This window comes from Streptomyces sp. AJS327 (genome assembly GCF_013450295.1).
In the GTDB taxonomy this organism is placed as follows: domain Bacteria; phylum Actinomycetota; class Actinomycetes; order Streptomycetales; family Streptomycetaceae; genus Streptomyces.
Window position 1 is genome coordinate 1,721,289 of sequence record NZ_SKBR01000001.1, and the last position, 16,662, is coordinate 1,737,950.

2 protein-coding genes are annotated in these 16,662 nt (G+C 70.3%); both read left to right on the forward strand.

The window, feature by feature from the left end; translation table 11 throughout:
* Positions 1–143: 143 nt before the first annotated feature.
* Complete coding sequence (locus E0L36_RS06935) at positions 144–11,492, forward strand: type I polyketide synthase (protein WP_180927927.1); 11,349 nt, start codon at positions 144–146, stop codon at positions 11,490–11,492.
* The gene (locus E0L36_RS06940) at positions 11,489–16,636 is read left to right on the forward strand and encodes a type I polyketide synthase (RefSeq protein ID WP_374705513.1); all 5,148 of its coding nucleotides are present in this window, start codon (positions 11,489–11,491) and stop codon (positions 16,634–16,636) included. The genes E0L36_RS06935 and E0L36_RS06940 overlap by 4 nt, the downstream gene beginning before the upstream one ends.
* Positions 16,637–16,662: the final 26 nt, after the last annotated feature.

The following is a 16,662-nucleotide window of genomic DNA, read 5'->3' on the forward strand; positions in this document are numbered from 1 at the left end:
CCCCCCGGGGTGCGGACTGGGGTAAGGCCCTAGAGCTTCGCAAGGTTTCGGCGACCCACAATCCCCTCGAATAGCCGCACGTGTTCTGTGCTGACGGCCTCGCGGGAGGTCTCGCTGTCTCGTTCTTGGGGGGCGTTACAAAGGTGTCTGCGAACAACGAAAAGCTGCGCGACTACCTGAAACTGGTCACAGCCGACCTTCGTCAGACTCGTCAGCACCTCGCAGACCTACAGGGGCGGCAGCACGAGCCCATCGCCGTCGTCGGCATGGCCTGCCGGTACCCGGGCGGAGTGACGTCTCCGGAAGACCTGTGGGACCTCGTGGAGAAGGGAGGTGAGGGGCTTTCCTCGCTCCCCGACGATCGTGGCTGGGATCTCGACGACCTCTACGACTCCGATCCCGCACGCAGCGGGAAGAGCTACGTTCGCGCGGGTGGCTTCCTGCGCGACGCGGCCGAGTTCGACGCCGAACTGTTCGGTATCTCCCCGCGTGAGGCCCTGGCGATGGACCCGCAACAACGGGTGCTGCTGGAGGTCTCCTGGGAGGCTCTGGAGCGGGCGGGTCTGCCCCTCCACGATGTGCGCGGCGAAGCGATCGGTGTCTACGTCGGAGCCGTCGCCCAGGAGTACGCCCCACACCACGGCAGCCTCGCCGTCGACGGTCTCGACGGCCACCTCGCCGTGGGGACCACCCCGAGCGTCATGTCCGGCCGTGTCGCCTACTCCCTCGGGCTACGCGGTCCGGCAATCACCATCGACACGGCTTGCTCGTCGTCACTGGTGGCACTTCACGTCGCGGTGCAGGCCCTGCGGCGTGGAGAGTGCTCCATGGCGCTGGCCGGTGGTGTGACCATCATGTCCGCTCCCAACTGGCTCGTCGGCCTCAGTCGCCAGCGTGCCTTGGCTGCTGACGGGCGGTGCAAGTCGTTCTCCGCCGCTGCTGACGGATTCGGCGCGGCCGAGGGTGTGGGGATGCTGGTGCTGGAGCGGCTTTCGGAGGCGCGGCGTCAGGGGCATCCGGTGCTGGCGGTGGTGCGGGGTTCAGCGGTGAACCAGGACGGTGCGTCCAACGGTCTGACGGCGCCGAACGAAGAGGCGCAGGAAGAGGTCATTCGCGCCGCGCTGGCCGACGCCCGGCTCAGCCCCTCGGATGTTGATGCGGTGGAGGCGCATGGTACTGGTACGCGGCTTGGTGATCCGATCGAGGTGAATGCCTTGTTGGCGACTTATGGTCGTGGTCGGTCTGTTGAGCGGTCGTTGTGTCTGGGGTCTTTGAAGTCGAATATTGGTCATGCTCAGGCTGCTGCGGGTGTGGCGGGTGTGATCAAGATGGTGATGGCGATGCGGGCGGGTGTGTTGCCTCGGACGTTGCATGTTGATGAGCCTTCCGCGTATGTGGATTGGGTGGGGGAGCCGTTGGAGTTGTTGGTGCGGGCTCGGTCGTGGCCTGGTGAGGGTGTGCGGCGGGCTGGTGTGTCGTCGTTCGGTATTAGTGGCACGAATGCGCATGTGATTCTGGAGGGGGTTTCTGGGGGTGGTGTGTGTGATGGGGGTGGTGTTGGTTCTGGTGTGGTGGGGGAGTTGAGTGGTGCTGGTGCTGGTGCTGGTGCTGGTGCTGGTGCTGGTGCTGGTGCTGGTGGGGGTGTGGTGCCGTTGGTGTTGTCGGGGCGTGGTGTGGGTGGGGTGAGGGGGCAGGCGGGGCGGTTGCGGGAGTTTTTGGGTCGGGGGGGTGGGGGTTGTTCGTTGGTGGATGTGGGGTGGTCGTTGGCGGGGACGCGGTCGGTTTTGGAGGATCGTGCGGTGGTGGTGGGTGGGGATCGGGAGGCGTTGTTGGAGGGTTTGGGTGTGGTGGCTGCTGGTGGTGAGGGTGTGGGTGTGGTGAGTGGTGGTGTGGGTGGTGGTGGTGGGTTGGTGGGTTTGGTGTTTGCGGGTCAGGGTGCGCAGCGGTTGGGGATGGGGCGGGAGTTGTATGAGGCGTTTGGGGTGTTTGCTGAGGTGTGGGATGAGGTGTGTGGGGTGTTGGATGGTTTGTTGCCGGGGTCGTTGCGTGAGGTGGTGTTTGGTGGGGATGAGGGGTTGTTGGAGCGTACGGAGTGGGCGCAGCCGGCGTTGTTCGCGTTTGAGGTGGCGTTGTTTCGGTTGTTGGAGTCGTGGGGGGTGCGGCCTGGTGTGTTGGCGGGTCATTCGGTGGGGGAGGTTGCTGTTGCGCATGTGGCGGGGGTTTTGTCGTTGGGGGATGCGTGTGTGTTGGTGGCGGCTCGTGGGCGGTTGATGCAGGGGTTGCCTGAGGGTGGGGCGATGGTGGCGGTGGGTGTGGGTGAGGAGGAGGTGTTGGGGGTTTTGGCGGGGTGTGAGGGTGAGGTGTGTGTTGCGGCGGTGAATGGTCCTGAGTCGGTGGTGGTGTCGGGGTGTGTGGAGGCGGTGTTGGAGGTGGCGGGGGTGTTTTCGGCGCGGGGTGTGCGTACGCGTCGGTTGGGGGTGAGTCATGGTTTTCATTCTTCGTTGGTGGAGCCGATGTTGGATGAGTTTCGGGGGGTGTTGGAGGGGTTGGTGTTTGGTGAGCCGGTGGTGCCGGTGGTGTCGTCGGTTACGGGTCGGCGTGCGGGTGCGGGGGATTTGGCGTCGGTGGAGTATTGGTTGCGGCATGCGCGGGATTGTGTGCGGTTTTTTGATGTGGTGGTGGGGTTGGAGGGGGAGGGTGTGGGTCAGGTGTTGGAGGTGGGTCCTGATGGGTCGTTGTCTGGGTTGGTTGTGGATGGTTGGGGTGGGTCTGAGGGGGTTGTGGTGGCGTCGTTGGGGCGTCGTGGTCGGGGTGAGGTGGAGTCGTTGTTGGTGGGGTTGGCGCAGAGTTGGGTGGTGGGGGGTGAGGTGGATTGGCGTCGGGTGTGTGCTGGTGGGCGTCGGGTGGATTTGCCGACGTACGCGTTCCAACGCGACCGCTACTGGCTCGACCCCACCACGACACGATCCGCCGATGTGCGGCAGGCGGGCCTGGGTGTCGTGGAACATCCGCTGTTGAGCGCGGTCGTGAGCATGGCCGCGGACGACGGAGCGCTGCTGACCGGCCGGCTTTCGGTACGGTCTCATCCCTGGCTGGCGGACCACGCCATCGCGGGAACCGTGCTTCTGCCCGGCACCGCGTTCGTGGAGTTGGCTCTGCGGGCCGGGGACGAGGTCGGCTGCGAGAGTCTGGAGGACCTGACGCTGCGCACGCCGCTGGCGCTGCCAGCGGAGGACTGCGTACAGGTGCAGACCGTCGTCGGCGCGGCCGACGAGCGGGGGCGCAGGCCCGTCGCGATCTACTCACGGCCGGAGGACCCCGGAAGCGACGCCGCCGCGTGGACCGTGCACGCCGAGGGGTTCCTCGGCGCGGACCACGCCGCGTCGCGCCGACCCGCCGTGGATCTCACCGTCTGGCCGCCGACAGGGGCGCATGAGGTCGACATCGAGGGCTTCTACCAGGCGGCGGCGGACGCCGGGTACGCCTACGGTCCCGCCTTCCAGGGGCTGCGTGCTGTGTGGCGTGGTCACGACGGCGACATTTTCGCCGAGGCTGTGCTGCCGACGGCACAGGCCGGCGTGGCGGACCAATTCGGCCTGCACCCAGCGCTGTTGGACGCCGCCCTGCACGCCGTCCTGGCGGCTGACCCCACGGCGTGGTCCCGGGATCGGCTGCGGCTGCCGTTCATCTGGGAAGGCGTCACTCTCGCAGCGGTGGGAACCTCGGTGGCACGCGTCCGTCTGCGGCCCTCCGGTGACGAGTCGTTGAGCCTGGTGGTGGCGGACGCAGCGGGCCAGCCGGTGGCCGCGGCCGAGTCACTGACGCTCCGGCCGGTCCCCACACGGCAGTTGACCTCCTCCGCGGTGGCCGGACCGGACGCCCTGTACCGCCTGGACTGGACCACCCCGGTTCCCCAGCCCGACGGTGCGCCGGCGCGGACGGACAACTGGGCGGTGCTGGGCGCCGACACGGTGCGCCTCGGCTGCCCCGGCTTCGCCGACCTGGACGCGTTGTGCGTCGCGTCGGAGGCGGGTAGTCCGGTGCCGGACGTGGTGGTCCTGCCGGTGCCCGCCACGCCCACTGGCGAGGGCGAAGCGCCAGCCACGGCGGCAGGCGAACGCACGGAGCAGGTGCTGAAGCTCGTCCAGCAGTGGTTGCGTCATGATTCCCTGACGACGTCCTGTCTCGCCGTGGTCACCCGAGGAGCGGTGGCTGCTGGTTCCTCCGACGTCGACCTCTGCTCCGCCCCGCTGTGGGGCTTGCTGCGTACCGCGCAGACCGAGAACCCGGACCGTTTCCTGCTGGTGGACCTGGATCCGGTCGCGGAACAGCCGCACGACCTCCTGGTGCTGGCCGTCGGTGCGGCCCGGGCAGCCGGGGAGACCCAGGTCGCGGTACGTGGTGAGAGCGTGTTGGCCCCGCGGCTGGTGCGCGCGCTGCCCGTCGTTGACGGGACCCTGGCTCCTCCCGTCGACCAGGCGGCATGGTGCCTGGAGACTGCCGGCACCGGGACCCTGGAAGGGCTGGCACTCGTACCGGCGCCGCGGGTGACCGAGCCGTTGGGCCCGGGGGAGGTGCGCGTCGCGGTCCGTGCCGCCGGCGTCAACTTCCGCGACGTCCTGATGGGCCTCGGCGTCTATCCGGGGGCCACCTCGCTCGGCGCCGAGGCGGCGGGCGTGGTCGTCGAGGTGGGTGCGGAGGTCACCGAGTTCGCCGCAGGCGACGCGGTGCTGGGAATGGTGCCGAAGAGCTTCGGTCCGCTGGCGGTCACCGATGCCCGGCTGCTGGTGCCGAAGCCGTCGGACTGGACCTTCGAACAGGCCGCTTCGGTCCCCGCGACCTTCCTCACGGCCTACTTCGGTCTGGTGCACCTGGCCGACCTGCAACGGGGCGAGACAATCCTCGTACACGCCGGTGCGGGCGGCGTCGGGATGGCCGCGGTCCAACTCGCCCGGCATCTGGGCGCGCGGGTGCTGGCGACGGCCAGCCCCGGCAAATGGCCCGTGCTCCGTGGTTTGGGCGTGGACGACGCGAGCATCGCGAACTCCCGGAACCTGGACTTCCAGGACGCGTTCCGCTCCCCGGGCGGTCAGCCGTGCGTCGATGTGGTGCTCAACTCCCTGGCGCACGAGTTCGTGGACGCGTCCCTGAAGCTCCTGCGGCCGGGCGGCCGGTTCCTGGAGATGGGCAAGACAGACATCCGTGACCCCGAGCAGGTGGCGCGGACCTGCTCCGTGGACTACCAGGCGTTCGACGTCATGGAGGTCGGGCCGCAACAGATACGTCAGATGCTCCGCACCCTGATGGAGCTGTTCGCGGAAGGAGTACTCACCCCGTCTCCCGTAACAACGTGGGACGTGCGTCAGGCCCCGACGGCGTTCCGCCACATCAGTCAAGCCAAGCACGTCGGCAAGGTAGTGCTGACCATGCCGCGGCCCCTGGACGCCAACGGCACGGTCCTGATCACCGGTGGGACCGGTGCTCTCGGCTCGCTGCTGGCACGTCACCTGGTGGCACGCCACGGGGTGCGGAACCTCCTGCTGACCAGTCGGAGCGGCCCGGACTCGGTCGGTGCGGCCAAGCTGGTCGAGGAACTGGCCGCGGCCGGTGCGACAGCTTCCGTGGTGGCCTGTGACGCCGCCGAACAGGAACAGCTGGCCGCTCTCCTGGCTGGGGTTCCGGCCCATCGTCCGCTGACCGGCGTCGTGCACGCCGCCGGCGTCCTCTCGGACAGCGAGCTGACCGCACTCACCGCCGAGCAGTTCGCTGAGGTCTGGCGGGCCAAGGCGATGGCCGCCGGAAATCTCCACGAGTTGACGCGCGACGCGGACCTCGCCCTGTTCACGCTCTACTCGTCCGTCTCCGGCGTTATCGGCGGGGCTGGGCAGGCCAACTACGCTGCTGCCAACACCTTCCTCGATGCGCTCGCCCGACGGCGCCATGCCGAAGGTTTCCCCGCGGTCTCCCTCGCCTGGGGGCCGTGGCAGTCGAGCGGCGGTATGACGAAGGCACTGGACGAGGCCGACCTGCGCCGACTGCGCCGCATCGGGCTCGCGCCCCTGGAGGAGGCGCAAGCGCTCGCGCTGTTCGATCGCGCCCACGCGTTGTACCAGCCTGATCTGGTGCCCGCGCAGTTCGACGTAACAGCCCTCCGGCGCCCCGCGGACGACCCGCCCCCGCTGCTACGTGCCCTGGCCCGCGTCGGCAAGCCGTCTCGTCGTGCCGTCACGGCGTCCACCGGGGGTGCCGCGCGCGGCACTGACCTTGCCGAGCGGTTAGCAGGGCTCGGACGGACGGAGGGAGAGCGTCTGCTGACCGAGCTGGTATGCGGCCACGTCGCGGCGGTCCTCGGGCACGCCTCCGCCCACACCGTCGACCCACAACGCTCCTTCAAGGAGCAGGGCTTCGATTCGCTGACAGCCGTCGAGCTGCGCAACCACCTGACCACGGCCACTGGCTTGAAGCTGCCCACGGCGCTGGTCTTCGATTACCCGAACCCCGCCGTCCTCGCCGCCCATCTGCACACCGAACTGGCGCCGGACCAGGAGGGACGGGAGTTGGTGCCCACCGGGCACCAGCCGGCGACCGCCCTCAACGACGATCCGATCGCCGTCGTCGGCATGGCCTGCCGGTACCCCGGTGGCGTGGCCTCCCCGGAGGACCTCTGGCAACTGGTGTACGAGGGCGTTGACGCCATCGGCGGCTTCCCCGCAGACCGTGGCTGGGACCTCGATGCCCTCTACCACCCCGACCCGGAACACGTCGGCACGAGTTACACCCGAAGTGGTGGGTTCCTCTACGACGCCCCCGACTTCGACGCCGAGTTCTTCGGCATCTCACCCCGGGAAGCTCTGGCGATGGATCCGCAGCAGCGGTTGCTACTCGAGACCTCCTGGGAGGCGGTCGAGCGGGCTGGTATCGACCCCCTCTCGCTCCGCGGAAGCCGTGCCGGGGTCTACGTCGGACTGATCTCCCAGGACTACCCGACGGACCTCGACGAACTCCCGGAAGGCGTCGAGGGGTACCTGGGCACCGGGAACACTCCGAGCGTCGCCTCCGGCCGTCTCGCCTACACCTTCGGGGTGGAGGGTCCCGCGATCACGGTGGACACCGCGTGCTCCTCCTCGCTGGTCGCTCTGCACATGGCGGCGCAGGCCCTGCGGCGGGGGGAGTGCGACATCGCCCTCACCGGGGGTGTCACCGTCATGTCAAACCCCGGAATGTTCACCGGGTTCTCCCGGCAGCGCGGGCTGTCCGTCGACGGCCGCTGTAAGTCCTTCGCCGCCGCGGCCGACGGCACCGGATGGGCCGAGGGCGTGGGCGTGCTCGTCGTCGAACGGCTCTCCGAGGCACGGCGGCACGGGCACCAGGTACTCGCTCTGCTTCGCGGGGCCGCCATCAACCAGGATGGCGCCTCCAACGGCCTGACCGCCCCCAACGGCCTCTCCCAGCAGCGGGTCATACGCGAGGCGCTGGCCGACGCCGGTCTTTCACCGGCTGACGTGGACGCGGTCGAGGCCCATGGCACGGGCACCGTGCTGGGTGACCCGATCGAGGCCCAGGCGTTGATCGCCGCCTACGGACAAGGCCGTTCCGGCCAGCGGCCCCTGTGGCTGGGCTCAATCAAGTCGAACATCGGCCACTCCCAGGCCGCGGCGGGCGTGGCCAGCGTGATCAAGATGGTGATGTCGATGCGTGCGGGCCTCCTTCCCCGGACGCTCAACGTCGACGAGCCCAGCCCCCACGTCGACTGGTCGGCGGGCAACGTCACCCTGCTGACCGAGGCCCGCCCGTGGGAGGAACAGGACAGGCCACGCCGTGCGGGTGTCTCCTCTTTCGGTATCTCGGGCACCAACGCCCACGTGATCCTCGAAGAGGCTCCAGCCGAGCTCGCGGCGCCGACCGAGGACCGGTTGGCCGACGACGATGACGGCTCACCGGCGCGGACGATGCTCCCCTGGGTGATCTCGGCCGGTACCGCCCCCGCCCTGGTGACTCAGGCCGAACGGCTCATCGGCGCCGTGCCCCGGGGGAAGCCCGCGGAGGTCGGCTGGAATCTCGCCGTCACCCGTGCGCCGCTGGAGCACCGTGCCGTGGTCTGGGGCGCCGGAACCGCCGAACTACGTGCCGGGCTGGCCTCGATCGCTGCGGGTGAGGTGGCTGGGAACGCGGCCACCGGCTCCGTCGCCGGTGGGGCCACGTCCGGTGTGGTGTTCGTCTTCCCCGGTCAGGGCTCACAGTGGCTGGGTATGGGGCGTGGGCTGTTGTCCACCTCCTCCGTGTTCGCCACCCGTCTGGAGGAGTGCGAGCGGGCGCTCGCACCGTACGTGGAGTGGTCGCTTCGCGAGGTGCTCACCGCGGATGACGACGCGTGGCTGGAACAGGTGGAGGTCGTGCAGCCCGTGTTGTGGGCGACCATGGTCTCCCTCGCCGCCGTCTGGGAGTCCCTCGGCGTCACGCCGTCGGCCGTGATCGGCCATTCCCAGGGTGAGATCGCCGCCGCCGTGGTGGCTGGGGCGCTCTCCATGGAGGACGCGGCCCAGGTGGTGGCGCTTCGCTCGGCCACGATCCGCGAGACACTCACCGGCCGAGGGCGGATGCTGTCCTTGGCCACCGGACCCAGCCAGGTCGAGACCTGGCTGGAACCGACAGAGGGACGGGCCACCCTGGCGGCCTTCAACGGCCCGTCGGCCACGGTGGTGGCCGGTGAGCCGACGGCGCTGGAGGCCGTGGCGGCCAGCGCCGAGGCCGCCGGGGTTCGGGCGCGGTGGGTGCCGGTGGACTACGCGTCCCACTCTCCCCAGGTCGAGGACGTTCGCGAACGGCTGCTCACCGCCCTTGCCACCGTGCGACCCCAGGCTCTGCGGGTCCCGTTGATCTCGACGGTCACCGGGAAGCCGCTCGACGCGGCCTCCCTGGATGCGGAGTACTGGTACGCCAATCTGCGTCAGCCCGTTCGCTTCACGGACGCACTCAGTCTCGCGTCGGGGGAGCTCGGCATGGCCACTTTCGTCGAGGTGAGCACGCACCCGGTTCTGGTGCCGGGCATACAGGCCACCGCTGAGGCATCGGAGCGACCGGCTCTGGTGACCGGCACCCTGCGCCGAGCGGAGGACGAGAACGCCCGGCTGATCGCCGCCGCGGCCGAACTGTGGGTCCAAGGCGTTCCGGTGGACTGGACTGCGCTGTTCCCCCAGGGCGCCGCTTCCCGGCTCGACTTGCCTACGTATCCCTTCCAGCGCAGCCGCTACTGGTTGCCGACGACCACCCGGGCGCATGCCACCGGGGGTCGCCAGACCGGGTCCGGCGACGTGTCCGACTCGGAGTTCTGGACGGCGGTCGAGAACGAGGACCCCACGGCCCTCCCCGACTCCCTGGCGGCGGACGGGGATGGTGCAGCCTGGGAGGCGGTGCTGCCGAGGCTCGCCTCCTGGCGTCGCCGCCGGCGCGAGCAGACCACGGTGGACGCCTGGCGGTACCGCGAGGTGTGGCGACCTGTGCCCGACGTCACCACGCCCACCGCCCTGACCGGCCGCTGGCTGTACGCGATACCCGAAGGTGCCGAGCATCCGTGGACGGAGGCCCTGCACCGGCGACTCGTCGAACTGGACGTCGACGTGGTGCCGCTGGCCGTCAAGACCGGCACGACCGACCACACGTCCTTGGCCGACCAGCTCCGGGCGGTGATCGCGAGCGGCCCTGTCGACGGCGTGATCTCGACACTCGCGTTCGGGGATGTGACTCCGTCGCCAGAGTCCTCTACTGCTGCCGGCATCGCCACGACATTGGCGCTGTTGCAGGCCGTGGTGGCGACCAGCGCCGGTACCCGGCTGTGGTGCCTGACCCGGGGCGCCGTCTCGACCGGTGCGGGAGACGTCGTCGACAGCCCGGTGCAGGCCGAGGTCTGGGGTATGGGACGGGTCGCCGCGCTGGAGCACCCTGACCAGTGGGGCGGTCTGATCGACGTACCCGAGTACGTGGACGAGCGCGCCCTGAACCGTGTCATCGGACTGCTCACCCAGCAGGCGGAAGACCAGGTGGCCGTCCGGTCCGCGGGTCTGTACGCCCGGCGGCTGGCCCCGGCTCCGCTCCCGACCGGAGGGTCGGACCGCACCTGGCGGCCGCGCGGCACCGTCCTGATCACCGGTGGTACGGGCATTCTCGGTGCCTGCCTGGCCCGTTGGCTGGTTCGACAGGGTGCCGAACACCTCGTGCTCACCAGCAGGCGCGGTGAGCGGGCCCCCGGAGCCGGAGAACTGCGGGAGGAACTCGTCGCGGCGGGTGCCCGGGTCACCGTGGCCGCTTGCGACGTCACTGACCGCTTCGCCGTGACCCGGCTCGTGGAGAGCCTGGACGCCGACGGTGAAGACCTCCGAGCGGTGATGCACACCGCCGTGCTCTACCAACTCGGCCCGCTCGCGGCGCTTACGCCACAGGAGTACGACGACGTCGTGGGGGCGAAGGTCGAAGGTGCTCGTGTCCTCGCCGAGGTGGCCGGAGACCGGGAGCTGGACGCCTTCGTCGTTTACTCGTCCATCGCCGCCCTGTGGGGCAGCAAGGATCACGGTGCGTACGCCGCCGCGAACGCACACCTCGACGCCTGGGCGGCGCGCTGCCGCCAGCGCGGACTTCCCGTCACGACTGTGGCCTGGGGTATCTGGGACGCGGTCAGCGAGTGGGACGAGCAGGACGCCGAGCGGCGCCCCGTCCTCCTCGAACGCGCAAGGCGGCAGGGGCTGGAACCGATCAGCGCCACCCTGGCCCTCCAGGGGCTCCAGCAGGTGCTGGACCACGGTGAGGAAGCCGTCGCGATCGCCGACGTCGCGTGGGAACGCTTCACGCAGCTGTTCACTCTGGGGCGGCCCAGCCGCTTCCTGGACGAGATCCCGCAGGCCGGGCGGGCGGTCGAGGAGTCGGTGGCGCCGAGCGCCACCACCGGCGAGGACGGGACCACCCTGACCGCACGTCTGGCCAGGCTGACCCGTGGTGAACAGGACAACGCCCTGGTTGACCTCGTGCGCTCGCACGCGGCCGCGACGCTGGGATATGGCGGTCCGGAGTCCGTCGATCCGGCCCGTGCGCTGCGGGACATCGGTTTCGACTCCGTGACCGCGGTGGAGCTTCGTAACCGGCTCAACCAGGCCACGGGCCTCGCCCTGCGTCCCACGCTCGTCTACGACGTTCCGACCGCGCGTGACATCGCCACACTCCTGCGGGCCGAACTGCGCCTAGACGGCGCCGGCCGGGCCGGCGGGTCCTTCCTCGACGAACTCGCCCGGCTCGAAGAGGAGATGGTGACGGCTCCACCGGAAGCGGAGACCCGCCTGCGGGCCGTCGAACAGGTCCGGTCACTGCTCAGCTTTCTGGAGCGGGACCAGACGGCTGTGGACGCGTCGGAACCGGGGGGCCCGCGCGGCACCGCGGTGCTCGACACGGCCAGCGACGACGAGATGTTCGCCCTGATCGACAGGGAGCTCGACGACACCGTCTGAGCGTTCCTCCTCGTCCGCCCTCTCTCGCCCATCCCACGCCTCAACCGCTCGCGTGCCGTCAGAGACGGAGACTCATGTCCGGCAACGAATCCAAGCTTCGCGACTACCTCAAGCGGGTCACAGCCGACTTGCAGGAGACTCGCCATCGGCTGCGACAGGTGGAGTCCCGGAGCCGTGAGCCCATCGCGATCGTCGGCATGGCCTGTCGCTACCCGGGCGGAGTGCGTTCGCCCGAGGACCTGTGGCGGTTGGTCAGTCACGGCGGTGACGCCGTCTCCGGCCTTCCGGAAGACCGCGGCTGGGACCTGGACGGGCTCTACGACCCGGACGCGGACGCCCAGGGCAGGACGTACGTACGGGAGGGCGGTTTCCTTGACGGCGTCACCGACTTCGACGCCGAACTGTTCGCCATCTCGCCGCGCGAGGCCGCGGCCATGGATCCGCAGCAGCGGGTTCTCCTGGAGGTCGGCTGGGAGGTCTTCGAGCGCGCGGGACTGCCGCTGAACGCGCTGAGCGCCACCCCCACGGGCGTGTTCGTCGGCTGCAACCCGCTGGAGTACCGGGCGGGGATCGACGTGGTCCCCGACGGCTTCGAGGGTCACCTCATCAACGGGACCGCCAGCAGCGTCCTCGCCGGGAGGCTGTCGTACACCTTCAAACTGGAGGGGCCGGCGGTCACCGTCGACACGGCCTGCTCCTCTTCGCTGACCGCGCTGCACCTGGCTCTGCACTCACTGCGCCGGAGCGAGTGCGACCTCGCCGTTGCCGGCGGGATAGCCATCATGTCGACGCCCACAGAGCTCACCGGCTTCAGCCGGCAGCGGGTCCTGGCGGCGGACGGCCGGTGCAAGGCGTTCTCCGCCGCCGCGGACGGAATGGGCCTGGCCGAAGGTGTCGGCCTCGTGCTGCTGGAACGTCTCTCGGACGCCCGGCGCAACGGTCACCGCGTGCTCGCCGTCCTGCGTGGCTCGGCGACCAACCAGGACGGTGCCTCCAACGGCCTGACCGCGCCCAGCGGACCTGCTCAGCAACGCGTGATCCGCCAGGCGCTGCGGGACTGCCGCCTCTCGTCCGCCGATGTGGATGTCGTCGAGGCGCACGGGACCGGCACCTCGCTGGGCGATCCGATCGAGGCGGACGCGCTCCTCGCCACCTATGGCCAGGGCCGCACCGCCGACCGGCCGTTGTGGTTGGGCTCGGTCAAGTCGAACATCGGGCACACCCAGGCGGCGGCCGGGGTGGCCGGCGTGATCAAGATGGTCATGTCAATGCGGGAAGGCACCATGCCGCGCACGCTGCACGTCGACGAGCCCACGTCGCACGTCGACTGGTCCGCGGGCGACGTGCGGCTGCTCGCGGAGCAGGTTCCCTGGCCCCAGACTGACCGTCCTCGACGCGCCGGAGTCTCCGCATTCGGCATATCGGGCACCAACGTGCACGTCATCCTCGAGGAGAGGCCCGCGCGGGAGGATTCCGACGCGGCCTCGGCATCGTCCCGCCCGGCCGAAGCGGAACAGGGAAACACCCGGCTGCCGTTCGTGATCTCCGCCCGGGGCGGGCGGGCACGCGCCGACCAGGCCGCACGACTGAGCGCGGTGCTGGACGCGGGTACTGACCTCGCCGACGTGGGATGGACGTTGGCCACCGGGCGGACGTCCCTGACGGAGCGTGCGGTGGTCTGGGCGAGGGACGCCGCCGAACTGGGTGGTGCGCTGCGGGCACTGGCGGCGGATGAGGAAACTCCCGGCGTCCACACCGGCACTGTCGGCGAAGGCCGGCTGGCCGCGCTCTTCACCGGCCAGGGCGCGCAACGCGCCGGTATGGGGACCCAGCTGGCAGCTGCCCACCCGGTGTTCGACCAAACCCTGCGCGAGGTCTGTGCCGAGTTCGACGGGCTGTTGCCGCGGCCCCTCACCGAGGTGCTGACGGCCGCCCCGAACAGCCGGACGGCCGCACTGCTCGACGAGACCGTGTTCACCCAGGCAGGGCTCTTCGCCGTGGAGCTAGCGATGTGGCGCCTGTGGGAATCGTGGGGGGTGCGGGCGGACTTCCTGGCGGGCCACTCCGTCGGGGAACTGACCGCGGCCCACGTCGCCGGTGTGTTCGACCTGTCCGACGCCTGTCGGCTGGTGGCCGCCCGGGGAGCGGCCATGCAGTCCCTTCCCGAAGGCGGCGCCATGCTCGCCGTGCAGTCGAGCGAGGCGGAAGTGCGGACGGCGCTGGACGAGCTCGGCGTCCGGCTCGACATCGCTGCGGTGAACGGCCCGCGAGCGGTCGTGGTCGCGGGAGAGGACGCCGAAGTGCAGGTCCTGGAGACCCACTTCGCGGACGCGGGCGTCAAGACACGGCGGCTGGCCGTCACCCGTGCCTTCCACTCCGCCCTGATGGACCCGATGCTGACGGACTTCGAGGAGGTGGCCCGGGCGATCTCGTACCGGGCTCCCGACGTCGCGGTGGTGTCGAACGTGACTGGGCAGATCGCGGACGGGCGGATCGCCACCCCCGAGTACTGGGTCCGCCACGTACGTCAGGCGGTGCGCTTCGGTGACGGCGTGGCCTCCCTGGCGGCGGCCGGTGTCACCCGATTCCTGGAGGTGGGGCCGGACGCGGTGCTTTCGGCCATGGTCGCCGAGTGCGTCCAGCGAACGGACACCGTGTTCGTACCGACCTGCTGGCGTGACCACGACGAGGTGACGACCTTCAGTACCGCGCTGTCCCGGCTGTGGACCGCTGGTGTGGATATTGACTGGGGCGTGGCCTTCGCCAGCGACCGGGTACGCCATGTCGACCTGCCGACCTACGCGTTCCAGGCACGACGCTTCTGGCTTCCGGACATTTCCGGAGCGACCGCGCCGGGCGCCGGGCGCCACGAAGCGTCCCAGGACTCCGTGGGAGAACGACGCTTCTGGCAGGCCGTCGAGGCGGCCGACATGGCCTCCTTGGGCGCGCTCCTCGATGTGGACGGCGAACAGCCGTTGCAAGCGGCGCTGCCCGCCATGGCTGACTGGCGCCGACGGGCACGGGAGCGGTCGGTAGTCGATTCGTCGTTGTACCGCGAGATGTGGCGCCCCGTGACCGCCACCTTCCTGGCGCACGGCGTGCCGTCCGCCTCGTGGCTCGTAGTGCTCCCACCCAAGAACGTGGACGGGAGCGGACACGAGAGCGCCTCGGCGGTCCTGGCGGCCATGACCGAGGCAGGGGTCGCGGTCCGGACCTGCACGGTCGACGCGACGAGGGCCGACAGATCCGGACTGGCCACCACGTTGCGGGACTCCCTGGGAGAGCAGGCGGGGACCGGCGGTGTCGTCTCGCTCCTCTTCGCGGACGAGCGTCCCCACCCGCGGTACCCGGGCACCACCGCCGCGGTGGCCGGCACCCTCCTGCTGATCCAAGCCATGGCGGACCTCGGGGATCAGGCGGGGGACACCCGGTTGTGGTGCGCGACCCGTGGAGCGGTTGCCACGGCGGAAGCCGACACGGAAGCAGCGGCGGCGACTGCGGACCAGCACGTCCCGCTCCCGGCCCAGGCGCAGATCTGGGGGCTGGGCCGGGTGGCCGCTGGCGAACACCCCCGTACCTGGGGCGGGTTGGTTGACCTGCCTGGAGGCCCGGAGACTCTGGAGGAGGCCGCGGCACAGCGGTTCGGCAGCGCACTGGTCGCCGCACTGGCCAACGACGTGGGTGAGGACGAGCTGGCAGTGCGCGCCGGTGGGCTCCTCGTCCGCCGGATGACCCGCGTGGCGTCGGCGGCCGCCGACGCCCGGCAGGCCTGGCGGACCGACGGCTGCGCCTTGGTAACCGGCGGCGACGGCCCGGTGCAGCGCGCGGTGGTTCGCTGGCTGGCGACCCGGGGAGCCCGGCACGTGGTCCTGACCGGATGCTCTCCGGCCCAGGACGCCGAAGCCGTCGCCCTGAGCGGCCTGTCCGACGATCTCGCCGCACTCGGCGCCCGGTTCACCGTCGAGACCGGCCAGCAGGACGACCGCGCGCAGGTGGACGACCTCCTTGAGCGGCTGCGTTCCCGGGAGGAGCCGATCAGCACCGTCGTGCACCTGCCGCCCGACGCCGATCTCACCCCGCTGGATCGCACCGATCCCGCGAGCCTCGGTGTTGCGGTCGCCGCGCAGACGGAGCCGACGCTCCGCATGGACGCGGCGCTGGACGAGGCGGGCCTGGCGACGACGCGACTGTACTTCTCGTCCGTCGCGGCCTTCCTCGGTGGCCCGCGCCACGCCGTCGGCGCCATGGCGGGCGCGCACCTGGACACGCTCGCCCGGCAGCGCCGGGCCCGCGGGCACCTTTCACCGTCGGTGGCCTGGGCGGACTGGGCGGCGACCGACGGGCATTTCGGCGACGTGGCGGCCCGCGACGAGGCACCGGCAGCCGACAGGTTACCCGCGTTGTCGCCGGAGCTGGCGTTGGCCGCTCTGGACCAGGTACTGGGCCGGGAGCACGGGACCGTCGCAGTGGCGTCCGTCGACTGGGCGCGTCTGGCACCCGGCCTCACCCTCGCGCGCCCTCGTCGGCTCATCGAGGGAGTACCGGAGGCGAAGGCAGCGCTCTCCACGGAGGGGGCGGACGGCCCCGAGGACCTCACGGCCGTCGACCGACTCCGTGACAGGCTTGCTGGTCTGCCGGCCGAGGAGCAGCAGTACGAGCTGGCGCGTCTGGTCTGCGGGCTCGCCGGCTCCGTACTCGGCCACAGCTCCGAAACACCGGTGGACCCGCAGATGACCTTCCGTGACCTGGGCATCGAGTCCATGACGGCGGTCGAGCTGCGCAACCGGCTCAGCCGGACGACCGGGCTAAGCCTGCCAGCAGCGCTCGCCTTCGAGTACCCGACCCCGGCCGCGCTCGCCGAACATCTTCGGGCCGGGCTCGTCCAGGACGCCACCGGGACGGTGGCGGCTCTGCACGCCGAACTCGACCGGCTGGACCGAAGCCTGTCGCGGATCACGGTCAGCGACACGGAGAGAGCGCAGCTGACCCGGCGGCTGGAGGGCCTGCTGGCCACATGCTCCGGTGCCGGTACGCCGAGCAAGGGCTCGGTCGAGGAAATAGCCCGGAAGCTGGATTCCGCCTCGGACGACGAGCTTTTCTCAATGTTGCACGAGGAATTGGGAAGGGCGGATCGACCGGCGTGACGTTTTCTTTCCTGAGCCATCTGTAC